Origin of the sequence: Intestinimonas sp. MSJ-38 (assembly GCF_018917925.1) — a bacterium.
GTDB lineage: Bacteria > Bacillota > Clostridia > Oscillospirales > Butyricicoccaceae > Pseudobutyricicoccus.
This window is the reverse complement of the sequence record NZ_JAHLPO010000004.1, coordinates 149,625-170,998: the sequence shown is the minus strand read 5'-3', so window position 1 is coordinate 170,998 and position 21,374 is coordinate 149,625. Positions and strand designations below refer to the sequence as shown.

Below are 21,374 nucleotides of genomic sequence, written 5' to 3'. Positions count from 1 at the left end.
CAAAACACAGAACAATATTTACATGGGAGGACCAAAACATGAAAGAGAACAAATACGATAACGAGATCTTTTTCCAGAAATACAGCCAGATGCTCCGCTCTCAAAAGGGCTTGCAGGGTGCAGGGGAATGGTCAGAACTTGAAAAAATTCTCCCGGATTTCTGTGGAAAAACCGTTCTGGACCTGGGATGCGGCTACGGCTGGCACTGCAAATACGCCGCTGATCACAAGGCCGCATCAGTGCTGGGTACCGACATCTCTCACAGGATGCTCCAAAAGGCCCAGGAGATCAACTCCGCGCCTCAGATCCAGTACCAGTGTGCGGCCATGGAAGATTTGCAGTTTCCCCCTGAGACCTTTGACATCGTCCTCAGCTCCCTGGCTTTCCACTATGTCAAAGACTTCAGGCCATTGGCAGAAAACATTGCCCGTTGGCTGAAAAAAGGCGGTCAGCTGGTCTTTTCCGTAGAGCATCCGGTTTTCACTTCTTCCGGCCCTCAGGACTGGTACTATGATGAGAAGGGGGAAATTCTCCACTTCCCTGTGGATAACTATTACTATCAAGGCCCCCGCAAGGCCGTCTTTTTGGGAGAGCCGGTTGTCAAATACCACCGGACTTTGACCACCTATCTGAACACCTTACTTCAAAATGGACTTACCTTGCAGCATATCATCGAACCTCAACCGCCTGCTGAAATGATGGACATCCCGGGCATGAAGGATGAAATGCGCCGCCCTATGATGCTGCTTGTGTCCGCCATCAAAGACTGATTCTTATCTTTGCATACAAAATCCCGGAACCATCAGGTTCCGGGATTTTGTTATCTTTTTTAATCCACAAACAGTTCCGGTGTTTTGGGCTCCTGGAAATTGGCCTCCAGCCACATCTTAGCCTTATCCAATCCCTCGTCCTCAAAGAACTTGGCGCCCACCGGGCAGTTCTTCACACAGGCAAAGCAGGCCAGACAGCCCTCACCCACCACTTTGGGGTCCTGGGAATCGATAATCCCCATGGGACAAAGGGAGGCACACAAACCACAGCCTGTGCAGCTGTCCTTGGTCTTGGGATGGCGGGAAGCACCGGCGCCCCGCTCTTTGTAGGGATGGTTCCCCGGCACTTTCACCAGGGTTTTGTTCCCTTTCTGCCATTTCTCTGCCGCCTTTTCTCCCAGCTGCCGGGCCAGAGCCAGGTCGCTTTCATCGGGACGGCCTCCGGCCAGGGCGCTGGTGTAGGTGTGCTCTGCCACAAAGGCGCCTGCGGCAATGGGTACAAAGCCCTGCTTCTCCAGCCGCTCCACCCCTTCCAGCAGAGCGTCCTCATAGGCCCGGTTGCCGTAAACCGCCAGAACCACCGCCGGGGTGTTCTCCCCCGCCAGATGGGTCATGGTCTCCTCCAACAGAGCGGGCATCCGGCCGCCATACACCGGACAGGCCAGCACCAGTAAGTCCTCCGGACCGAAATGGTATTGGGCCGCCCGATCATCGGGGCGATTGAGGGACAGCTCACCCACAGCACAACCGGCGGAAAGGGCGATCTGCTTGCCCACTTCCATGGCGGCCTTCCGGCTGCCGCCGGTGGGGCTGAAGCTCATCACATGAACATTTCCCATTGTTCTTCCTGCTTTCTCTATTGATCCTGTTTTTCCACCCGTACCCCTTGGGGCACGATAAACTTCATCCCTTGGCGCAATACTGCCTGCAAACGAGGGGTATAGGCGATCTCTCCGTCCAGATTGACGCACAGATCCTTCCCATCCCGGCGGCGGATCTCTATTTCATGGGCGGGAACTCTTTTGATATACTGGGGATATTGATACCCCAGACCCTTTTTATAGGCCCCTACCACCTTGGCCGCCGTCATACGGCCCACTTTGCTCACCAGAAGCACATCCAGCTGCCCATCCTGAGGGTCCGCATCGGGCACAGGACAGAAGCCTCCTCCATACCACCGGCCATTGGCGGCGAAGATCATGGAATAGTCTCCATCGTAGCTCTTGCCATCGATGATGACCCGATAGCCTTCTCCCAGGCCCCGGACAATGTTTTCCGCCGCCGAGAACACATAGGGCCACTGTCCCCGGCACAGGGGCAGACGCTTGTATTTCCGCATTCCGGCCGCCACCCGGGCGTCGATGCCCACCGACAGCACATTCACTGCACCGCCGCAGTTGGTCTCCACATAATCCACCGGCAGTTCTTCCCCTTTTGTCAGCTCCGGCAGGTGGGAAAACCGGTTCATCTGCCGGCCAAACACCTTGATGAAGTCGTTGCCGGTACCGGCGGGAAAATGACCCACCGCCACATTCCACATCCCAAAGGCCCCCCGGGCCGCTTCGTTCAGGGTACCATCGCCGCCGCAGGCGTAAAACCGCAGATGTTGTCCGCCTCCTTGCAGGCAGGCCTTCCGCACCAGTTCCACCCCGTGGCCCGGGTGCTCGGTGACCAGGATCTCATATTCCAGATTCTGCTCCAGGGCGGCTTTCCGGCACACCCCGGCCAGTTCGGCCTGACGGCCCCGGCTTCCCGCCGCTGGATTGATCAAAAAGATATGTTTCATCTTCTCTTTTCCCGCCCCTCTTCCACAGCCTGTTTATAATACATAAACAGCTGGCATTTGAGCATTCCGTTGTAAAGCTTCCGCCGCTTGTCCGCCTTGGCCCCAAAATAGGTCTCGAACTCCGGATCGGAAGTGATGATATACTTTTTCAGTCCCGGCGTCTGGTGCAGCACCCGGCCCAGCCCGTCATAAAGAGCCCGGGCTTCCTCCTGGGTGGACAGCCGCTGGCCATAGGGGGGATTGGTGAGCAGCACCCCTTTCCGGCCGGTATAGGGCAGGCCCAGGGCATCGGCCCTGCGAATGGTGATCAGATCTTCCACTCCGGCCCGTCGGGCATTCTCCCGGGCCAGTTCCACCGCTTCCCCCGAAATATCGCTGGCGGTGATGGGCAGTTTCTCCCGCACTTCTTCCCCCAAGGCCCGCTGACGCTCTTCCTCCCAGCAAGCGTTATCCTCAAAGAGCCAGTCTTCCCCTTCAAAGCTCCGGCGTGCTCCCGGGGCAATACGGCAGCACACCATGGCCGCCTCGATGGCCAAAGTACCGGAACCGCAGAACGGATCGATCAGCTCTTCCCGGCCACGGTACCGGGTGATCTTCACCAGGCTGGCCGCCAGAGTCTCCCGCAAAGGGGCCTGCTGGGTAGCCAGGCGATATCCCCGTTTATAAAGGGGTGCGCCGGTGGTGTCCAGATAGATCTCTGCCTGATCTTCCAGCAGCGCAAAGCGGATCTGATATTTGACTCCGGTCTCGGGGAACCAGGACAGATTGCAGCGCTCTTTCAGACATTCCACCACTGCCTTTTTGATGATCCGCTGGCAATCGGGAACGCTGTGCAGCTGGGAGCCAACGCAATAGCCCACCACCGGAAAAATGCTGTCGCTTTGCAGATAGTCGGCCCAGGGGATGCTTTTGACCCCCTGGAACAGATCTTCAAAGGTGTAGGCCGGAAAGGAGGCCAGGCGCAAAAGTACCCGTTCTCCGCAGCGCAGACGCAGATTGGCCCGGGCACACTCCGCCATAGGGCCTTCAAAATAGACCCGGCCGTTTTCCGTCCGGACTCCCTCAAAATGCTGGTAGCGCAGCTCGTCGGCCACCAAGCCCTCCACTCCCAAAAGACAGGGAACACAAAAGGTATAGTTCATGGTTTCTCTCTTTCTCCTCTTCCCTGCGGCCTGTGCCGCATCTATTCTTTATTATCGCAGATTTTTTCCCTCCCGGCAATGGCTCCGCGGCCTTTGGAAAAACTTTTTGCGACGAGCCGCCGCTCCCATTCTTTTCTTTGCTCCGGCAGGTTGTATCCGCCCAGGAAAGAATATTTGCTTGCAGCCTCCCGCCATTGGAAAGCGCAAAAAGCGGCGGGCTCTCGCCCGCCGCTCAGACTGTCGAAAAACCTATATAACGAAAAGGGTCGTCCGCCCTACCCCTATCAATCCGCAAAAAGCCGCGACCTGTGCGTGGCTTTTTGCACTTCTCAAGGGGCAAGTGTGCGCCAAAGGCGTGCATACAGCCCCTTGCAAAAACTCGAAAAAGTGGCCTAAGCCACTTTTTCGACACGCTCAGCGGCGGGCTCTCGCCCGCCGCTTTCATGCACTATTTGGTTTATTTGCTGATGATCAGGCCATAGCCGCCGTTCTGACGCTTATAAACCACGCTGTACCGGTCATCCTCCTCGCTGTTGCGGAAGAAGAAGAACTGGTGATCCAGCAGGTTCATCTGCAAAATGGCCTCCTGAACAGTCATGGGTTTGACTTCAAATTCCTTCACCCGGATCACATCATAGATGTCCTCGGGAGCCTGATCCTCGGCCAGCATCTGCAGTTCCGCCGGTTTGTCAAAAGCACCCTGGCGCAGCCGCTTCTCCAAACGGGTCTTGTTTTTCAGAATCTGCCGCTCGATGCTGTCCACGGCGCCATCAATGGAACCATACATATCATGGCTCTGTTCCGAAGCCCGGAAGAGCATCCCGGCATGGACCACGGTGATCTCGGCGATGTACCGGCCCCGCTCCATGGAAAAAGTCACTTTGGCGCTGTTGTCTCTATCAAAGTACCGCTCGAGCTTTTCACATTTTTTGGTGGCATATTCCTTCAGCTCGTCGGAAATGGAAACCTTTCTCTCTGTAAAGGTCATCTTCATAGTCAGCACTCCTTTGTTTTTTGATGCGCTACGCTCTATTCAGTTTTCTTGGTAATATTATAGCACATATCCAGGCAAAAGCGAGGCCCTTTTGTGAATTTTTTCAAAATAAAAATCCCCGCCCGAAGCATTGCTTCCAAGCGGGGACCAAATTTATTCCAGACAGATCAAAGAGTAAACTCCTGGTGACGGGTCACATGGCAGCCGATGTTGACGGCGCAGGGCAGGCCGGCAATATGGGTGCCGAAGGCCATGACCCGCACTTTCAGCGCGGTCACAGTGCCGCCCCAGCCCTGAGGGCCGATACCCAGCTTGTTGGCCTTTTCGGTGATCTCCTTCTCCAGGTCGGCATAAAACTCGTCCTGAGCAGGAGCGTCCAGCGGTGTACACACCGCTTTTTTGGCCAGATAGGCAGCCTTTTCAAAGGTGCCGCCCAGGCCCACACCCACGATCATGGGAGGGCAGGGATTGGAACCGGCCTTGGACATGGTGTCCACGATAAAGCCCACCACATCGTCCCGTGTAGCGGCGGGAGTAAACATCTTGATGGCGCTCATATTTTCGCTGCCAAAGCCCTTGGGGGCCACGGTGATGTGGATCTGATCCCCGGGAACGATGCTGGTATGGATGATGGCAGGGGTGTTGTCATTGGTATTCACCCGGCGCATGGGATCGGAGACCACGCTCAGGCGGAGATAACCGTCCACATAACCCCGGCGGACCCCTTCATTGATGGCGGTTTCAAAGTCACCGTCCACAATGTGGCAATCCTGGCCGATCTCGGCGAAGATCACCGCCATACCGGTATCCTGGCAGACGGGAACTTCCTTTTTGGCGGCCAAGGCGGCGTTGTCCAGCATCTTATCGAAGATCTGACGGCCCAGGGGGGATTTCTCCTCCTCCTTGCCCTTTTTGAAAGACTCGATCACATCATCCGGCAGGCGGCAGTTGGCCGCGATGCAGGCTTCCTTCACCTTTTCTGTGATCAGCTTGGCAGAAATCTCACGCATAACTCACAATCGTCCTTTCCAGCCGGCATAGCCGGGTTTTACATGACAAAATATGACAAAACTTCCTATGGACAACAAGGGTCTCTCATGGTAAGATAAGGCTGTGAGAAGGAGTTCTCACACACCGTTCATATCTTTATCCCCACAACCCTATTCGGCGCGCTTTTCTCTGGAAGGCGCGCCCCTTTTTTGCCCTTTTGGGGCTCATGGGCTATTATACCATAGCGGCAAGTCCATGCAGACTTGCACGCCGCCAATGCGGTGTAAAATCGGCTTTGCCGATTTTGGCTATGGTGTAACATCAACAGCAGTTGTTTTGTGAGCAAAACGACTGAATACACAGTATCCTGCCGCACGTGTGCGGCAACTGTTGATATTATACCATGAAGCAGAAGCGGCATGGCATATTGGCCGTGTTTTCGGTTGTCCCGCTTGCGGGACGAGAAAACGGCCGCAAAAATCCGGTATAATAACCGCTTTGCGGTTATTATACCCCAAACAAAAAGAAAGCGCAACCGCTGGGGCCGCGCTTTTGGGGGACTATCTGCCTCTGCGTCTGGAGCTGCGCTTTTCGCCGAACGCGCGGGAATCGGAGATTCTGCTCTCGCTGGCCTGCATGAAATGCTTGAGCTTATCTTCAAAGGAAAGATCGCTGGTTTTCTGCAATGTGCTGCGCACTGGGGCCGGCACAGCCTGTCGGGGGCGCTGGGGCCGCTCGGGGCGTTTTTCCGGCAAGGCTTTTTTGATGGACAGATTGATCCGCCCCTGCTCGTCGATGGCGATCAATTTGACCTTGACCTCCTGGCCTTCTGTGAGGAACTGCTTGATGTCCTCCACATAGGTGTTGGCGATCTCCGAGATGTGGACCATCCCGCTTTTGCCGCCGGGCAGCGCCACGAAGGCGCCAAACTTGGTGATTCTTGTGACCTTTCCATCATAGATGGTTCCCACTGTTAACTCCATATCCGCTTTGTAACCCTCTCCGTTTTATTTGCTAGCAATGTCCACAAAGACCCGTTCGCCAGGGGAGACATAGCCCAGCTGTTCCCGGGCGATGCGGGCCACATACTGGTCGGAATCCTGGCTTTCCAAAAGAGCCTCTGTTTCGGCGTTGCGAAGCTGCTGCTCTTCCACCTGCTGTTCCAGCTGGGTCTTTTCTTCCTTCTTCTGGCTGATCTGCAGCTGAAGGGACACCATGGTAAAGGTGGCATAGACGGCAAACACCGCCACGGCGATCTTGGTGAGACCGCCCACTTTCTTTTTCTTTTTCATTGGCCATTCCTCAGTCCGGCCGGGGCAAAGGGCGCCCCGATCAATGGATGTTGCGTTCCGGCCCAGGGCCGCATGGAAAAAAGCGCATCCATCCTCCTTGGGAAGATGCACACTATAATAATAAAAAAAATTCACAAAAAAGTCAAATACTTTATTTGGATCTGCGCCGGTGTTTTCCCTGAAAATCCCCGAACTTCCCCTGGAAAAAGGCAAAAAAGCCCTGAATCTTCCCCAGTACTCTATGAACGGAGGGGGAGAACAAAACGGCATACAGCGCCCCGCCCAGGATGGCCCCCAAGGGCAGATATCCCCGGATGACGCCCCTGCTCTCCCCAAAGACCAGCAGGAAAAACCCCGCGGCCCCCATGAGACAGAAAAGCAGATCCAACAAAGCGGTGAGAAACACCCCACCGCCGCCTAAGCGGCGAAAGAAGGCCAGCACATCATACAAAAGCCCCAAAAGCAGTCCCAGCACCGCCGCATGGAGAAAGGCCTGGGTCTGCTGGGCCAGCACCACCTCCATCATTTAAAACAGCCGGGACCAGAAGCCCCGCCGGCGCAGCTGATCTTCCTCATAGACCATGGCCTCAATCTGTCCGGCGATGGCGATCTCCCCCACCTCCAGATTGAGCTTTTCCACATGAAGCTGCTGGCCGCCCACCGTGAGGATGCCCATGCTGGTCACCAGGGACACCTGGTTTTCGTCAAAGCTGATGACTTCCGATACCCCCGACACACTGAGATGCTCCCGGTTTTCCAGGATCACATTGTGCGGTGCCAGGTCCATTCTTCTGTACTCTTCGTTTTTCATATACGGCCGCCCCTTTCCAGATTCATACCACAACTATATGGAACGGAAAGGGCTTTTAGACCTTTTTTCTTTTTACTAGATCTCCTGATACAGCAGCTCGGCCTGATCCTTGCCCACATGCTCCGGCGTCTGGAGCACCTTCACCTTCAGGGTGCGCTGGCCGAAGGCCAGTTCCAGCACATCTCCCACCTTCACCTGGTAGCTGGCTTTGGCCGGCTTGCCGTTGACCATCACCCGCCCCACATCACAGGCGTCGTTGGCCACGGTGCGCCGCTTGATCAGCCGGGCCACCTTGAGATATTTATCCAAACGCATTTTTCTTTCTCCTCTCTGTGCAAAAAGGCAGCCCGGTTTCCCGTGCTGCCTTCTTTTTTGCGGGTTTCTTATTTGGCCACCTGATCCTTCAGAGCCTTGCCGGCCTTGAAAACAGGATACTTGCTGGCCGGGATCTTGATCTCTTCCCGGGTCTTGGGGTTGCGGCCCACACGGGCGGCCCGCTCCTTCACTTCGAAGGAACCAAACCCGATCAGCTGGATCTTGTCGCCCTGCACCAGAGCTTCGGTCACAGCGTCCACCATGGCGTTGAGGGCGGCTTCGGCGTCCTTTTTGGAAAGTTCGGCTTTCTCGGCAATGGCCGCGATCAATTCTGTCTTGTTCATTTTAAAACTCCTCCTTTATGCTTCCGCCTGCTGGTCGGTCTTGCAGACGGTGCTCCCTGTCTCCTGCCACAGCCGGGCCTGCTCCTGAGAAGAAAGCTGGCTCAAAGGGGCTGGAGCAATGTTTTCCAGTTCCTCAAATTTTTCCACAAACCGCCTGGCCTCATATGTCAGCGCTTCTTCGGCGGAAAGTCCCTGCTCTCCGGCCTGAAGGGCCGCCGCAAACAAAAGCCGGCCCAGGGCCTGCTCCGTTTGCTCTCCCTTCCCCAGCTGCTGCATCGCCTGCTCCATCTCCTCCATGGGGCTTTGGATGGACGCCAGGGAAAGGCCGCCTTTTCTGGCCCGGCTCTGAAGCTTCTGTGCATACATCAGGGCAGGCAGGGCCGTGGGCACTTGGCGCAGCGTGTCGGACACACTGTTCTGCCCCTTTTCCTGCCGCTTGATGGCGTCCCAGTTTTTCAGCACCTCTTGGGAAGTATTGGCCGAAACGGTGCCAAAAATGTGGGGATGGCGGCGAATCAATTTCTGACAGACCTCATCCAGCACATCCTCCAGCTCGAACAGCCCTTCCTCCCGGGCGATCTGAGCATGGAAGACCACCTGCATCATCACATCCCCCAATTCTTCCCGAAGGTTCGCTGTGTCCTTATGGTCGATGGCGTCCACCGCCTCATAGACCTCTTCGAGAAAATTGTTCCGGATGCTTTCATGGGTCTGTTCCCTGTCCCAGGGACAACCCTCCGGCGAACGGAGGATCGCCATGATCTCCACCAGATCTTCAAAGCCATAGCGATCTTTTGGATTAAAATTTATCATATTATGCCTTCCTTTGCAAGCATTATTTCCTGATTTTACTGTTTTTTTCCGATTTTGCACGGTTTTTCACAAAAATCCGATGACTGGTCTCCGGTTTATTTGAGGCGGAGAACCTTTGCCAACTTTTTCCCTCCCGGAAGCAGCAGGATGTCCTCCCTGGGCAAAGCTCCCACCGCCAACAGCATCAATCCATAAAAGGCCGCCCCTGAAAGGGTCAGGGCCGCAAATCCCCACCGGGGACCCAAAGCCCCCTCCACCGGCAGGCGGAGAAAGACCAGAAACGCCCCCATCAGCCCTGCGGCTAGTGCCGGCCGGAAAAATGCCTTATCCCAGGAAACTCCCATCCCGGCCCGGTAAAGGGCCCGCAGATTGAGCAGGGTGATCAGTCCATAACAGCACACCGTGCCCCAGGGAGCGCCGCCGATGTGGACGGTGGGTTTTCCCGTGAGCACATAGGTGACACCCAGTTTGCACAGAGCTCCGGCGGCCAGGGTATAAACCGGGGTGCGCACCCGCCCCATGGCCTGCAAAATGGCGTTGGTCATGGTGGTCATGGCCACGAAAAACACCCCAGGCCCCAGAATGACCAAAAGAGGTGCTCCCAGGGCGCAATCCTGGGGCCGGGCAAAATAGATCAGCTCCAGCAAGGGCCGCCCCAGCAGACAAAAGCCCACCCCGGCAGGCAGGGAAAGCAAGGCGGCAAATTCCAGGGCCGAGTCGGAAAGCCTGCGGGCCAGCATCCTGTTTTTCCGGGAAAGTGCTCCACTGAGGGGCGGGATCAGGCTGACTCCCAGAGCCGTGATCAGGGTCTGAGGCAGATGAAACAGGGTGGTCACCATGTTATAAGTGCCATAAAGCCCGCCGGACGCCTGCTGGGAAAAGCCGATGTCCTGCAGCCGGTTCATCACAATGGCCATATCCATCAGATTGGAAAGGCTAAGCACCAAAGAACCAGCCATCACCGGCAGGGAAATGGCCAAAAGCCGAACCAAGCACCTTCCCGCAGACAATCCCCGGCCGCCGATACCTTCCTCCTCTTCCCGAGGATGGAGAAGCAGATACAGACAGCCCAACAGACTGCCCACCGTCACGCCGCCGATGGCCCCGGCGGAGGCCTGGGCCGGAGAGCAGCCCCGGTTGAGCAAAATCACCGCCGCCCCATATCCTACCACCAACTTGCCCACAGCCTCCAGCACCTGGGACACCGCCGTGGGCACCATATCCCCCAGCCCCTGGTGATAGCCCCGGATCACCGCCGCTATGGACACCAAAAACAGGGAGGGGGCCACCGCCCGCACCGCCGGGGCGGCCTGAGGACTGCCCACCAGCGCCGCCACCTGGGGTGATGCCACCCACAACCCGGCGGAAAGGAGCAGTCCCACCAGGGAGAAGGTACCGAGGGCCACCCGAAAGATCCGTTTTCCTTCTCCCGGGCATCCCCAGCCCCTGGCTTCGGCCACCATTTTGGAGATGGCCACCGGCAGCCCGGCGGTGGACAGAAGGAACAGGGCCGAATAAATCTGATAGGCCACGGTGAAGGCCCCCATGCCGCTGCCCCCCAGGAGATTGCCCAACGGGATCTTAAAAAAAGCCCCGATAAGCCGTGTGACCACACCGGATACCCCCAGGATCAGTGCCCCTTCCACAAAGCTGCTTCTTCTTTTTGCCACAGCCACCACTCCCCCGACCACCATCAGGCCTTTTTCACCATTCATAGTCCCGGGGGCTTGTTTTTTATACCTGGCGGCCGGTCATGCGGGGCAGGGCGTAGTTTTTCATCTCGGCCATGGCCCGCTCCACATCGATGGTTTTGAATTCTCCCTTTTCATAGAGGATGCGTCCCCGCACCATGGTCAGGATGACCTCCCGCCCGGTGGCGCTATAGCACAGAGCGGACACCGGAGAGTGAACCGGCTGAGTGGCTACGCCCGACAGATCCACCAGAATCAGGTCGGCGTCCATGCCCTTTTGCAGCATACCGCATTCCTTTTCCCGGCCCTGGGCGAAAGCACCGCCCCGGGTGGCCCAGGACAGAGCCTGCTGGGCGGGCACCAGCCGGGGATCACCCTGGATGCCCTTTTGCAACAGGGCGCTCAGCTTGATCTCTTCAAACAGGTCGTGGCTGTTGTTGCTGGCCACCCCATCGGTGCCCAGGGCCACATTCACTCCTTTTTCCGCCATTCTGGCCGCCGGAGCCACGCCGCTGGCCAGTTTCAGGTTGCTCACCGGGTTATGGGCCACCGTGGCCTTTTTCTCCGCCAGAAGGTCCATATCCTCCTCTGTGATCCACACCCCATGGGCGGCGGTGACCCGGCTTTCAAACACGCCGTGATCGGCGAGAATCCGGGCCGGGGTCTTGCCCCACCGGGCGATGCACTCTTCCTGCTCCTTTTTGGTCTCCGACAGATGGAGATGGATGTTGAGCCCATGCTTCTGGGCATAGGCGGCGTTTTGCTCCCACACCGCCGGGCAGGAGGTATATTCTCCGTGGATGCCCACATCCAGCCGGATGCGGCCCTCATCGACCATGTGCCAGCTTTTCAGCATTTCCTCCATTTCCAGGGTCTCTCCGGCCTTGTGGAAGTCATAGGACGCCGGATCAAAGCACATGGCCCCATTGCATAGATTGGCCTTGACCCCGGCCTGGAAGCAGACCTCCGCCATGGCGGGCATCTTGAAATACATCTCGGTCACTGAAGTGGTGCCGAACCGGATGGATTCCGCCAGCCCCAGCATCATGCCAGCCTGGACACACCGGGCATCCAGCCGTCCTTCTGCCGGGAAGATGTGATCCTGAAGCCACTCCTGAAGGGCATAGTCGTCGGCATAACCCCGCAGCAGGGTCATGGGCAAATGGGTGTGAGCATTGACCAGCCCGGGCATGGCAGCACAGCCCTGGCCGTCCACCACCCGCCCGGCTTTCTCCTCCGGCTCCTTTTCCGAAAGCCAGCAGATCTTCCCCTGATCGATGCCGATAAAACAGTTTTCCACCACCGGATTTTGAGGGTCCATGGTGACGGCGGTAACATTTTTGATGAGCAGTTCCATTTTCCGCTTCCTCCTTCTTCCCTTTCTCTTTTACAGCCGGGGCAAGCAGGCCCGCACCAAAGCGGAGAAGCCGTCCCTGGCCCGCTCTGCCGCCTGGAGCACATCCACCCCATCCAAACGCTGATCCAGCACACCGGCGGCCATGTTGGTCACCAGGGAGAAGCCCAGCACCCGAATGCCGCAGTGGTTGGCGCAAATCACTTCGGGCACGGTGGACATTCCCGCCGCGTCTCCGCCCAGCACCCGAGCGGCCCGGATCTCTGCCGGGGTCTCAAACTGAGGACCGGGGAAATAGAAATAAACGCCCTCCTGCAAGGTCATGCCCAGCTTGTCCGCTTCCTCTTTCGCAATCTTGCGGCAGGCCGGGTCATAGGCATAGGTCATGTCGCAGAACCGTGGGCCGAACTCCGGCAGGTTGGGCCCCACCAGAGGATTGGGATCGAACAGGCGGATATGATCGGAAATGAGCATCACATCCCCCACCTGATAGCTCTTGTTGATGGCGCCGCAGGCGTTGGTAACCACCATGGTCTGCGCCCCCAGCAGCTTTGCCACCCGTACCGGGTAGGCCGCCTGGTAGGCGTCATAGCCTTCGTAGATGTGGAAGCGGCCGTCCATCACCATCACCCGGCGTCCGGCCAGCGTGCCGCACACCAGCCGTCCGGCGTGATCCGGCGCTGTGGAACGGGCAAAGTGGGGGATCTCTCCATAGGGGATGACCACGGCCCCTTCCACTTCACCGGCCAGAAAGCCCAGGCCGGAACCCAGGATCAGCAGCAGCTCCGGCTGAAAATCACCCAGCCGCTTCTGGAGAAAAGCGGCACTTTCTTGATACTGTTCGTATGTAAACATCTTTTTTCTCCTTTTTGTAGTAATATTCCCTTCCAAAACAGAAGAGCAGGGCGCCCCGGGAAGACCGGGGGAACCGGTTCTTTCCCTTCCGGGGCGTCCTGCTCTTGATTGGTTTTCCGATTACAGCCGCTGGCCGCAGAAACGGCAGAAGGCATCTTCCGGCTGGCAAGCTTTGCCGCAGGCGGGGCATCTTTTCCCCGGCCGCTGCCGTTCCAGCTCTTCCTGCAAGCAGCTGAGGCGGGCCACCTTCTCATCGATCTGGGCGATTTTGCCGTCGATCTCCTGAGGGTCCACCGCCTCACCGGTGTGAGCCATGTAAACGCTGCGTCCCACCTCTTTGTACAACGCTTCGATGTCGTTCTTCAGCTCGAAGATCTGCAAATTCACCTTGGTGGAGCTGACCAGCTCATTGGTCTTTTTGCTGGCAGCATTGGCGGCTTTGCCCATGGCCTGAGCAGCCTGGGCGGCGGTTTGGCGCATCCTTTCCAGGACATCATTGACTCTCTGATCCATAACCATCGGTCACTCCCTTCCACAAAATCGGGGGGCCTCCCCCTCTCCTTTTATCCTATTCTCAGTATACCAGAACGGTCCGTCTCTTTCAATCGGACAGCCGATCAAACTCCAGCTCCAGTTTTTGCTTTCCTTTGCAGATGGCATCGCTGTGTTCGATATACTCCTTGGGATATTTGGGGTTTGTCAGCCGGGTGATATTCCGGCCGCCGTCTGCACAGATCTTGGTGACCCCTCCAGCCCCCAAAGCTACCACCGGGCACAGTTCTTCCATCATCAGGATATTATACCGGCAGATGGTGTCCCCTTTGGCAAAGCCCACATTTTCCAGATTGCCGGCGATATACTTCTGCCGGTACAGATAATAGGGAGCGTAGCCCGCCTGTTCCAGCATGGCATAAGCGGCGTCCAGGGTCTCGGCGGGAAGCTGTCCCTGGGGGCCGAACCGAAGGGGCGAGCCCTTCTTCCGGGCCAGACAGTGGATGGTGATGTTCTCCGGCTGCAAATCAATGAGCCGTCTCACGCTTTCCAGCAGTCCCGCTTCGTCATCCCCGGGAAGACCGGCGATCAAATCCATGTTGATCTCAAAATTCCCTGCCTGCCGGGCCATGCGGTAACATTCCTCGATCTGCTGCACGGTGTGAAGTCTTCCTACATTCTGAAGCACTTCATCGTGCATACTCTGGGGATTGATGCTGATGCGTCCCACGCCGTGACGGTGGAGCACCTCCAGCTTCTCTCTGGTGATGGTCTCCGGTCTTCCGGCCTCCACGGTGAATTCCCTGGGATGGGGCAGATGCTGCTGAACCGCCGTCAGCAGACGGTCCATCTGCGGGGCCGTCAGGGTGGTGGGAGTGCCGCCTCCCATATAGATGCTGTCCAGCTTCCAGCCGTTTTGCCGGAAGCCCTCCCCGGTCGCTTCCACTTCACGGCACAGGGCATCCAAATAGGGCGGGATCAGATGGCCCCATTGGGCAGTACTGCCGCTGACAAAGGAGCAATAGACGCATTTGCTGGGGCAGAAGGGGATGCCGATATAAAGGGCCCCCGTCTGTTCCGGCAGACTGCGTTCCAGCTGCTGGGCCTTCTGGGCGCAGCGGATGGCCAGCTTGCGCCGGGATGGAGCAATGAAAAACCGCTCCTTCAAAAAGGCATCGGCCGCTTCTTCCTCGATCCCCTGGGGGAAGGCCTGGCGCAAAGGCTTGGCCGGCTTGACGCCGCTCATGGCGCCCCACACAGGAGGCTGGGGCAAAAAGCCCACCACCGCCCGATAGACGGCAGTTTTCACCGCCCGGGTCTCCACTCGCTTTTGCTCCAGCGGGCTGTCCCCTTCCGGCGGCAGACGGCATTCTTCCGTTCTTTCCTCGCCGCCCCGCACAGCCTGTACCCGGCAAAGGAAGTCTCCCCCCTCCCGTGTGAGAGAGACGGTGACCGTTCCCCCCTCGGCACAGTCTTCCGCAAGGCCGTGGCGCTCTTCGGGAAGCAGACAGACCAAAGTTTCATGCACCGCCGTCTCCAAAGCGGTGCCCTGTAAGATCATTTGCATCGTTTCATCGCATAGGTCATGACCGGATTGGTCTGGCGTTCGTGTTCCAGGGTGGTGGCCTCCTCATGGCCGGGGAAGACCCGGAAGTCCCCCTCCAAGGCCGCCAGGCGGCGGAGGCTGTCATACATCTGATCGGCGTCGCCGCCGTCCAGATCCCACCGGCCGCAGCCGCCGCAGAACAGAGTGTCCCCGGCAAACATGGCGTCCTCGCACAGATAGACGCAGGAGCCCTGGGTGTGACCGGGAGTGAGCATCACCCGTACCGTCAGATTGCCCACCTGCACGGTGTCCCCATCTTCCAGCATCCGGTCGGCCAGAGCCTGCCGGTAACCCCGGGCCGCCAGGGCCTTCCAGGTGCTCTGATATTCTTCGGTGAGCATGGGGGCGTCGTTTTTGTGGATGCAGATTTCAGCACCGGTCTTGTCCTTCACATCCCGCAAAGCCATCACATGGTCAAAATGGCCGTGAGTCAGCAGGATCTTGGTGCATTTCATGCCGAACTCCTCCAGAGCCGGGAAGATCTTCCGCTCGGCCTGAGCGCCGGGATCGATGATGGCGCACTCCCCTGTCTTCTCGTCCCCCAGCAGATAGCAGTTGGTAGCCAGCGGCCCCACCGGGATCACTTGTATCTTCATGGGTATCCCCTCTCTTATTTTTTCTTCATCATCTGGTCGGTGTCCATGATGATGGTCACCGGCCCGTCGTTCACATGGTCGATCTGCATATCGGCGCCAAAGACACCGCTTTCCAAAGGCACCTCCAGCCGCCGCAGCTCCTGGAGGAAAAATTCATACAGCGGCTCCGACTGGGACGGCTTGGCCGCCGCCAGGAAATCCGGTCTTCTGCCGTGGGAACAATCGGCATAGAGGGTAAAGTTGGACACCACCAACATCTGCCCGCCCACATCTTTCAGCGACAGGTTGAGCTTTCCATTTTCATCCTCAAAGATCCGCAATCCTGCGCACTTCTCTGCAAGATATGTGGCTTCCTTCTCCCCGTCTGTCTGGGTCACGCCCAGAAGTACCACCAGCCCCCGGCCGATGCGGGCATGATCCTGCCCGTTCACCCGCAAACTGGCTCCGCTTGTTCGGATAACAACCGCTCGCATGGTTTCCTCCTCTGTTCTTTGCTCAGTTTTTCTCCGCCATGGTGCGGCTCACATCGATGACGCCGCTGACCTTGCGGATCCGATTCATAATATTTTCCAGCTGCTCCCGGTCAGAGACCTCCAGGGTACAAAAATAATTGCCCTGGCCCTGGCTGTCCCGCACATTCATTTCGGTGACATTGATCTTCATCACGCTGCACACCTGGAGAATGTCCGCCAGAATACCCACCCGGGCCTTGGCCCGGATCTGGATACCGGTGCTGAATTTGAACTTGGTATAGGGGTCCCAGGCCACCCGTACCCAGCGGCCATATTCCTCGGTGTTCTCCATACCCTTGGCCACATTGCGGCACTCGGTGCGGTGGATGGACACGCCATAGCCCCGGGTGACAAAACCCACGATGTTGTCGCCGGGAATGGGAGTACAGCACTTGGAGAACTTCACCAGGCAGTTGTCCACCCCTTCCACAATGACACCGCTGTCGCTGGTGGCCCGCTTCCGCTGCAAAGGCATCTTGTTGGGGTCGTTCTTATTTTTCTGCCGGTTGATGTGCTCCACTTCTTCCTGCACCTTGGTGAGGATCTTGGCGCAGCTGACGCCGCCATAGCCGATGCTGGCATAGAGGTCGTCCTTTGCGGCAAAATTGAACCGGCGAAGCACTGGGCCGTACACTTCTTCCCGCTGGAAATCGTTGTAGAGCAGAGTCAGTTTCAGCTCCCGGTCCAGCGCGGCCTGGCCCTGCTGGATGTTCTCTTCCCGCCGCTCTTTTTTGAACCACTGCTTGATCTTGTTGCGGGCCTCAGCGGTTTTGGCGATCTGGAGCCAGTCCCGCTTGGGACCGGCGGTCTCCTTGGAGGTGACCGCTTCCACGATCTCGCCGTTTTTCAGCTCGTAGTCGATGGGCACCAGCCGGCCATTGACTTTGGCTCCCACCATCCGGTTGCCCACCGCCGAATGGATGGCATAGGCAAAATCGATGGGGGTGGCCCCGGCCGGCAGATTGATTACATCCCCCTTGGGGGTAAAGACAAAGACCTCGTCGCTGAACAGATCCACTTTGATGTTCTGGATAAAGTCCTCGGCCTGGGTGTCCTGCTGAGATTCCAGCAGCTGACGGATCCAGGCAAAGGTCTCTTCGTTCTGCTTGCCCTTCAGCCCATCTTTGTATTTCCAGTGGGCGGCCACGCCGTATTCGGCCGTGCGGTCCATCTCCCGAGTGCGGATCTGCACCTCAAAGGGGATGCCTTCCCGGCCGATGACCACGGTGTGCAGCGACTGGTAACCATTGGGCTTGGGGGTGCTGATATAATCCTTGAAGCGCCCCGGCACCGGGCGGTACAGGTCGTGGATGAACCCCAGCACATTATAGCAGTCGGCCAGCTCTTCCACAATGACCCGAACGGCGCAGATATCGTAAATTTCCGAAAGATTCAGATTCTGGGTGTACATCTTCCGGTAAATGCTGTACACATGCTTGACCCGGGCCTTCATCTCACAGGGGATGCCCATGCTCAGCAATTTTTCGCTGATGCGCTTTTTCACCCCTTGGAGGAAGTCCTCATACTGCTGGCCATTGTCGGCCATCTGGCTCATGATCTCCCCATAGCCCACCGGGTCCAGGTACTTGATGGAAATGTCCTCCAGTTCCCACTTGATGTTCTGGATGCCCAGGCGGTGGGCCAGAGGGGCGTAGATCTCCATGGTCTCCAGCGCCTTGTCCCGCTGCTTCTGCTCAGGAAGATATTGGAATGTACGGGCATTGTGGAGGCGGTCGGCCAGCTTGATGATGATGACCCGGATGTCCCGGGCCATGGCGATGAACATCTTCCGCAGGTCCTCCATCTGGGCCTCTTCCTTGCTGCTGTAAACGATCTTGCCCAGGCGGGTGACGCCGTTGACCAGATCGGCCACCGAGCGGCCAAACTCCTTTTCCAGCGTGGTATATGTGGCGCTGGTATCCTCCAGACAGTCATGGAGCAGACCGGCCACGATGGAATCGGTGTCCATGCCCAGCTCGGCCAGGATGCCCGCCACGGTCACCGGATGGATGAAATAGGGCTCGCCACTGCGGCGCTTCTGCCCCTCGTGGGCCTTCTCGGAAAAATGATAGGCCTTTGTGATCTTCTCCATATCGGAAAGGGGCGAGTGCTCCTTCACCTTTTTCAGCAGGGTCTCCAAGCTATAATCCACCTGGCCCAGCGGCTCCTGGCCGCCTTCCAGTTCGCTTTGAAACGGGGCAAAGCCCCCGTTGTTCCGATCCATTTCACTCATATTGCAACCACCTGCTCTATCCCTGGGATTTGCTGGCTTCGGCCAGCCGTTTCAGTATACGGGAGCCGTTGATATCGGCTTTGTCCTTGCGCTCCAGCACCCGGATGTCCACCTGTTCATCTCCACGGGTGCAGGAGAAAATGTCAAATTCTTGGAACACATCCAGGCAGATGAGCAGCTTACCCAAATTCATCCCCCGGCAAGCCTCATAACGCACCTGACGGTACAATGTGCGGGGAGAGCAGCTCAACCCCTGCTCCCCGGCGTGGGCCTTCACATGGCGGAACACTGCCACCAGATCCTGACGGGTGGGGATCAGCCCCAGCGCCTGGCGCGGCTCCAGTGCTCCCCCTTCCTGAAAGGTGCGGTACACCTCCCAGAAATCCCGGTCGGCCCGGTCCTCTTCTCCGGACCAAAGGAGATCCCGCAGCACCAGCTGCACACTCTCCCGTCCCCGGTACCGGTTGATCTCCACCGAAAAGGCGCCGTCCACCTGATCCCCGCAGACAAAGGGACAGTTGGCGCTGCCCATGCCGAACAAAAAGGCACAGAAGCTCTTTCCATCCCGGCCCAGCTGAAGCTTGGTATGCCGGTCCTGGCTGATGGGGGTGATCTCTTCAATTGTCAGCCCCCGCATACAGAACATGGGCTGGGGATTGCCCATGCCGAAAGGCTCCAGCACTTCCAGGGATTCCACCGCCGGAATCGTCAGATCCCCCGGCTCCACCAGACAGTCCACCGGCAAAACAGGCTGCACCTGGTTTTGTTCCATCTGCCGGGCGGCGTAGGCCTCAAACCGGCTTTTGAACTCGTCCAGATGGGCGCGCTGTACCGTCAGTCCCACGGCCAGCTCATGGCCGCCGTATTTTTCCAGCAGGTCGCCGCACTCTTCCAGCCCTCCATAGAGATGAAAGCCGGGAACGCTGCGCCCGGAGCCCTTGCCAGTATCCCCATCCAGAGAAATCAGGATGGCAGGCACGCCGTACCGGTCGGCCAGGCGGGAGGCCACGATGCCCACCACGCCATTGTGCCAGTTTTCGCCCCACAAAACGATGGACTTGTCCCGCTGCGGGTCAAACTGGCTGGAAAGCCGTCCCAGAATCTCCTGGAAGATCTGATTCTCCTCCTGCTGCCGCTGCCGGTTCAGCTGGCACAGCTCCCCGGCCAGTTCTCCGGCCACCCGGCAGGAATCGGTCAAAAACAGCTCCACCGCCTTGTCCGCCCCGCCCATTCTTCCGGCGGCATTGATCCGGGGAGCCATGGTGAAGCTGATGGCCCCGGCGGTCACTCCCTTTTCTTCCACCCCCAGCTTCTGCATCAGGGCGCGCAGGCCAGGGTTCTTGGTGTTTTGCAGATATTGCAGGCCCCAATGGACGATGCTCCGGTTTTCCCCCACCAGGGGCATCACATCGGCCACCGTTCCCACCGCCACCAGATCGGCGTATTGCTTCATCAGCTCTTCCAGGGGACGGCCCTTTTCCATGGTGCAGATCAGCTTGAAGGCCACGCCCACGCCGGCCAGCTCCCGGAAAGGATAAGGGGAATCGCTGCGCCGGGGATTGACCACAGCCAGCGCCTCTGGCAAAACCTCTTTGCATTCGTGATGGTCGGTGATGACCACTCCCATCCCCAGGCTCTGGGCCAGAAGGGTTTCCTCCACGGCGGTGATGCCCGAGTCCACCGTCACCATCAGGCGGCAGCCATCCTCCGCCAACTTGCGGATGGCCCCGGTGTTCAGGCCGTAGCCCTCGTTCATCCGGTCGGGGATATAATACTGACACTCCGCTCCCCGGGAGCGAAGGTACCGGATCAGAATGGCGGTGGCAGTGACGCCGTCCACATCGTAGTCCCCATAGACCGCGATCTTCTCTCCCCGCCCGATGGCTTCCTCCAAAGCGGCCACGGCCTTGTCCATATCAGGCAGCAAAAACGGATCTCCCAACCGATCCAGAGAAGAGTCCAGAAACCGGGCAGCATCCTCTCCACAAAGTCCCCGGGCAGCCAACACCTGAGCTGCCAGATGAGAAAGCCCCAACTGCGTTTCCAGGCGCCGGGCCTCCTCCGGGCAGGGCGGGGCGATATTCCATTGTTTTCTTCTCATAGCCGCTCCCCCTTTTGAATTTTTATTAAAGAGTATTATAACAATTTTAGATGCTGCTTACAACATATCCATGGCAAAATCATGTAAAAAACCGGTTTTCACCGGTAAAAACCGGTTTTTTCCTTACAAAAGAAAAAATTGCGGCGCGGAATGCCGCGCCGCCTGGTTTTTCACACTTCATCCTCTAGGAAGCCGGTTTGTCCCCTTCCTACTCCAGCCCCGGTTCCCGGTGCCCCATCACCTCAGAAAAGACGATCTGGGTCTGGGTCTTGCCGAACTTCTGCACTCTGGCCACAAAAGCATCCAGCTGCTGGGTGTCGGGAAAGCAAACTTTGAGCAGCATGGAAAAAGCCCCTGCCACATGGTAGCACTCCACCACGCCCGGACAGGAACGGACACAGGCATAAAAATCCTCCTGCCGCTCCGGCGGCAGCACCACATTGACAAATGCGGTGATGTGATAGCCCAGCTTTTCCTGGGCCACGGTGACCCGGTAGCCGGTGATGATGCCGCTGCTTTCCATCCGCTCGATGCGGGCCGAAACGGCCGGCGGCGACAAAAACACCTGCTCGGCAATCTTCTTCAAAGGAATCCGGGCATTCTGCCCCAAAAGAGATAAGATTTTTTTATCGATAGCGTCCATAACTCGCTCCCGTTGCCTATGGTTTGGGAAAGTC

The 21,374-nt window shown here is 57.8% G+C and carries 23 protein-coding genes; 1 reads left to right on the top strand and 22 read right to left on the bottom strand.

Going from position 1 to position 21,374, the window contains the following annotated elements; genetic code table 11:
• Positions 1-38: 38 nt before the first annotated feature.
• A complete protein-coding gene (locus KQI26_RS04365) occupies positions 39-770 on the top strand; it encodes a bifunctional 2-polyprenyl-6-hydroxyphenol methylase/3-demethylubiquinol 3-O-methyltransferase UbiG (protein ID WP_216503364.1) in 732 nt (243 codons plus the stop codon).
• Positions 771-829: 59 nt separating this feature from the next.
• Here the strand turns inward: KQI26_RS04365 and KQI26_RS04360 are convergent, their stop codons facing one another.
• From KQI26_RS04360 to KQI26_RS04255, 22 genes are all read right to left on the bottom strand, one after another.
• A complete protein-coding gene (locus KQI26_RS04360; RefSeq protein WP_216503363.1) occupies positions 830-1,609 on the bottom strand; it encodes a 4Fe-4S dicluster domain-containing protein in 780 nt (259 codons plus the stop codon).
• A gap of 17 nt (positions 1,610-1,626) precedes the next feature.
• A complete protein-coding gene (locus KQI26_RS04355) occupies positions 1,627-2,556 on the bottom strand; it encodes a diacylglycerol kinase family protein (protein WP_216503362.1) in 930 nt (309 codons plus the stop codon).
• Entirely contained in the window at positions 2,553-3,698 is a 1,146-nt protein-coding gene (locus tag KQI26_RS04350) for a class I SAM-dependent RNA methyltransferase (protein WP_118747190.1), read from the bottom strand. The genes KQI26_RS04355 and KQI26_RS04350 overlap by 4 nt, the downstream gene beginning before the upstream one ends.
• A gap of 457 nt (positions 3,699-4,155) precedes the next feature.
• Positions 4,156-4,692 carry a ribosome hibernation-promoting factor, HPF/YfiA family gene (gene hpf / locus KQI26_RS04345; RefSeq protein ID WP_118747191.1) on the bottom strand — a complete coding sequence of 179 codons (537 nt, stop codon included), beginning with the start codon at positions 4,690-4,692 and terminating at the stop codon, positions 4,156-4,158.
• A 167-nt stretch (positions 4,693-4,859) separates the two neighbouring features.
• Positions 4,860-5,702, bottom strand: coding sequence for a fumarate hydratase (locus KQI26_RS04340; protein WP_118427782.1), 843 nt, complete (start codon positions 5,700-5,702; stop codon positions 4,860-4,862).
• 540 nt (positions 5,703-6,242) lie between these two features.
• Positions 6,243-6,665, bottom strand: a complete 423-nt coding sequence (locus KQI26_RS04335; protein ID WP_216503361.1) for a S1 RNA-binding domain-containing protein — start codon at positions 6,663-6,665, stop codon at positions 6,243-6,245.
• Between the two features lie 24 nt (positions 6,666-6,689).
• Positions 6,690-6,974 carry a septum formation initiator family protein gene (locus KQI26_RS04330; protein ID WP_177613965.1) on the bottom strand — a complete coding sequence of 95 codons (285 nt, stop codon included), beginning with the start codon at positions 6,972-6,974 and terminating at the stop codon, positions 6,690-6,692.
• Positions 6,975-7,125: 151 nt separating this feature from the next.
• On the bottom strand, positions 7,126-7,500 hold the full coding sequence (gene yabQ / locus KQI26_RS04325) for a spore cortex biosynthesis protein YabQ (protein ID WP_216503360.1): 375 nt from the start codon (positions 7,498-7,500) through the stop codon (positions 7,126-7,128).
• On the bottom strand, positions 7,501-7,785 hold the full coding sequence (gene yabP, locus KQI26_RS04320) for a sporulation protein YabP (RefSeq protein ID WP_118427778.1): 285 nt from the start codon (positions 7,783-7,785) through the stop codon (positions 7,501-7,503).
• 75 nt (positions 7,786-7,860) lie between these two features.
• Positions 7,861-8,100, bottom strand: a complete 240-nt coding sequence (locus KQI26_RS04315; protein WP_216503359.1) for an RNA-binding S4 domain-containing protein — start codon at positions 8,098-8,100, stop codon at positions 7,861-7,863.
• Positions 8,101-8,168: 68 nt separating this feature from the next.
• The gene (locus KQI26_RS04310; protein ID WP_118427776.1) at positions 8,169-8,444 is read right to left on the bottom strand and encodes an HU family DNA-binding protein; all 276 of its coding nucleotides are present in this window, start codon (positions 8,442-8,444) and stop codon (positions 8,169-8,171) included.
• A 15-nt stretch (positions 8,445-8,459) separates the two neighbouring features.
• Positions 8,460-9,257 carry a nucleoside triphosphate pyrophosphohydrolase gene (gene mazG / locus KQI26_RS04305; RefSeq protein WP_216503358.1) on the bottom strand — a complete coding sequence of 266 codons (798 nt, stop codon included), beginning with the start codon at positions 9,255-9,257 and terminating at the stop codon, positions 8,460-8,462.
• Between the two features lie 95 nt (positions 9,258-9,352).
• Positions 9,353-10,927: a polysaccharide biosynthesis protein gene (locus tag KQI26_RS04300; protein WP_216503357.1), complete on the bottom strand. Its 1,575-nt coding sequence runs from the start codon at positions 10,925-10,927 to the stop codon at positions 9,353-9,355.
• A 64-nt stretch (positions 10,928-10,991) separates the two neighbouring features.
• Positions 10,992-12,305 (bottom strand): amidohydrolase family protein, encoded by a 1,314-nt coding sequence (locus KQI26_RS04295; protein ID WP_216503356.1) that lies wholly within the window; start codon positions 12,303-12,305, stop codon positions 10,992-10,994.
• Between the two features lie 30 nt (positions 12,306-12,335).
• Positions 12,336-13,157 (bottom strand): purine-nucleoside phosphorylase, encoded by an 822-nt coding sequence (locus KQI26_RS04290; RefSeq protein ID WP_216503355.1) that lies wholly within the window; start codon positions 13,155-13,157, stop codon positions 12,336-12,338.
• Positions 13,158-13,277: 120 nt separating this feature from the next.
• Positions 13,278-13,670, bottom strand: coding sequence for a zinc ribbon domain-containing protein (locus tag KQI26_RS04285; RefSeq protein ID WP_216503354.1), 393 nt, complete (start codon positions 13,668-13,670; stop codon positions 13,278-13,280).
• A gap of 88 nt (positions 13,671-13,758) precedes the next feature.
• On the bottom strand, positions 13,759-15,216 hold the full coding sequence (gene hemZ / locus KQI26_RS04280) for a coproporphyrinogen dehydrogenase HemZ (protein ID WP_216503353.1): 1,458 nt from the start codon (positions 15,214-15,216) through the stop codon (positions 13,759-13,761).
• On the bottom strand, positions 15,207-15,851 hold the full coding sequence (locus tag KQI26_RS04275; protein WP_118747202.1) for an MBL fold metallo-hydrolase: 645 nt from the start codon (positions 15,849-15,851) through the stop codon (positions 15,207-15,209). Before KQI26_RS04275 ends, hemZ begins: the two co-directional genes overlap by 10 nt.
• Before the next feature lie 14 nt (positions 15,852-15,865).
• Positions 15,866-16,324: a D-aminoacyl-tRNA deacylase gene (gene dtd, locus KQI26_RS04270; RefSeq protein WP_118427768.1), complete on the bottom strand. Its 459-nt coding sequence runs from the start codon at positions 16,322-16,324 to the stop codon at positions 15,866-15,868.
• A gap of 22 nt (positions 16,325-16,346) precedes the next feature.
• Complete coding sequence (locus tag KQI26_RS04265) at positions 16,347-18,455, bottom strand: bifunctional (p)ppGpp synthetase/guanosine-3',5'-bis(diphosphate) 3'-pyrophosphohydrolase (RefSeq protein ID WP_253292673.1); 2,109 nt, start codon at positions 18,453-18,455, stop codon at positions 16,347-16,349.
• Between the two features lie 157 nt (positions 18,456-18,612).
• Positions 18,613-20,697 carry a single-stranded-DNA-specific exonuclease RecJ gene (gene recJ / locus KQI26_RS04260; RefSeq protein ID WP_216503352.1) on the bottom strand — a complete coding sequence of 695 codons (2,085 nt, stop codon included), beginning with the start codon at positions 20,695-20,697 and terminating at the stop codon, positions 18,613-18,615.
• A gap of 208 nt (positions 20,698-20,905) precedes the next feature.
• Positions 20,906-21,340, bottom strand: a complete 435-nt coding sequence (locus KQI26_RS04255; protein ID WP_118427766.1) for an Lrp/AsnC family transcriptional regulator — start codon at positions 21,338-21,340, stop codon at positions 20,906-20,908.
• Between the last annotated feature and the right edge of the window lie 34 nt (positions 21,341-21,374).

Excerpts from the sequence above, each read along its gene's own strand:
- dtd (WP_118427768.1), bottom strand. The coding sequence starts at position 16,324 with ATGCGAGCGGTTGTTATCCGAACAAGCGGAGCCAGTTTGCGGGTGAAC.
- KQI26_RS04295 (WP_216503356.1), bottom strand. The coding sequence starts at position 12,305 with ATGGAACTGCTCATCAAAAATGTTACCGCCGTCACCATGGACCCTCAA.
- KQI26_RS04330 (WP_177613965.1), bottom strand. The coding sequence starts at position 6,974 with ATGAAAAAGAAAAAGAAAGTGGGCGGTCTCACCAAGATCGCCGTGGCG.
- hemZ (WP_216503353.1), bottom strand. The coding sequence starts at position 15,216 with ATGCAAATGATCTTACAGGGCACCGCTTTGGAGACGGCGGTGCATGAA.
- KQI26_RS04285 (WP_216503354.1), bottom strand. The coding sequence starts at position 13,670 with ATGGATCAGAGAGTCAATGATGTCCTGGAAAGGATGCGCCAAACCGCC.
- KQI26_RS04310 (WP_118427776.1), bottom strand. The coding sequence starts at position 8,444 with ATGAACAAGACAGAATTGATCGCGGCCATTGCCGAGAAAGCCGAACTT.
- yabP (WP_118427778.1), bottom strand. The coding sequence starts at position 7,785 with ATGAAAAACGAAGAGTACAGAAGAATGGACCTGGCACCGCACAATGTG.
- KQI26_RS04355 (WP_216503362.1), bottom strand. The coding sequence starts at position 2,556 with ATGAAACATATCTTTTTGATCAATCCAGCGGCGGGAAGCCGGGGCCGT.
- KQI26_RS04365 (WP_216503364.1), top strand. The coding sequence starts at position 39 with ATGAAAGAGAACAAATACGATAACGAGATCTTTTTCCAGAAATACAGC.
- KQI26_RS04265 (WP_253292673.1), bottom strand. The coding sequence starts at position 18,455 with ATGGAGAAGATCACAAAGGCCTATCATTTTTCCGAGAAGGCCCACGAG.
- yabQ (WP_216503360.1), bottom strand. The coding sequence starts at position 7,500 with ATGATGGAGGTGGTGCTGGCCCAGCAGACCCAGGCCTTTCTCCATGCG.
- KQI26_RS04290 (WP_216503355.1), bottom strand. The coding sequence starts at position 13,157 with ATGTTTACATACGAACAGTATCAAGAAAGTGCCGCTTTTCTCCAGAAG.
- KQI26_RS04255 (WP_118427766.1), bottom strand. The coding sequence starts at position 21,340 with ATGGACGCTATCGATAAAAAAATCTTATCTCTTTTGGGGCAGAATGCC.
- mazG (WP_216503358.1), bottom strand. The coding sequence starts at position 9,257 with ATGATAAATTTTAATCCAAAAGATCGCTATGGCTTTGAAGATCTGGTG.
- KQI26_RS04275 (WP_118747202.1), bottom strand. The coding sequence starts at position 15,851 with ATGAAGATACAAGTGATCCCGGTGGGGCCGCTGGCTACCAACTGCTAT.
- KQI26_RS04360 (WP_216503363.1), bottom strand. The coding sequence starts at position 1,609 with ATGGGAAATGTTCATGTGATGAGCTTCAGCCCCACCGGCGGCAGCCGG.
- KQI26_RS04350 (WP_118747190.1), bottom strand. The coding sequence starts at position 3,698 with ATGAACTATACCTTTTGTGTTCCCTGTCTTTTGGGAGTGGAGGGCTTG.
- recJ (WP_216503352.1), bottom strand. The coding sequence starts at position 20,697 with ATGAGAAGAAAACAATGGAATATCGCCCCGCCCTGCCCGGAGGAGGCC.
- hpf (WP_118747191.1), bottom strand. The coding sequence starts at position 4,692 with ATGAAGATGACCTTTACAGAGAGAAAGGTTTCCATTTCCGACGAGCTG.
- KQI26_RS04340 (WP_118427782.1), bottom strand. The coding sequence starts at position 5,702 with ATGCGTGAGATTTCTGCCAAGCTGATCACAGAAAAGGTGAAGGAAGCC.
- KQI26_RS04315 (WP_216503359.1), bottom strand. The coding sequence starts at position 8,100 with ATGCGTTTGGATAAATATCTCAAGGTGGCCCGGCTGATCAAGCGGCGC.
- KQI26_RS04335 (WP_216503361.1), bottom strand. The coding sequence starts at position 6,665 with ATGGAGTTAACAGTGGGAACCATCTATGATGGAAAGGTCACAAGAATC.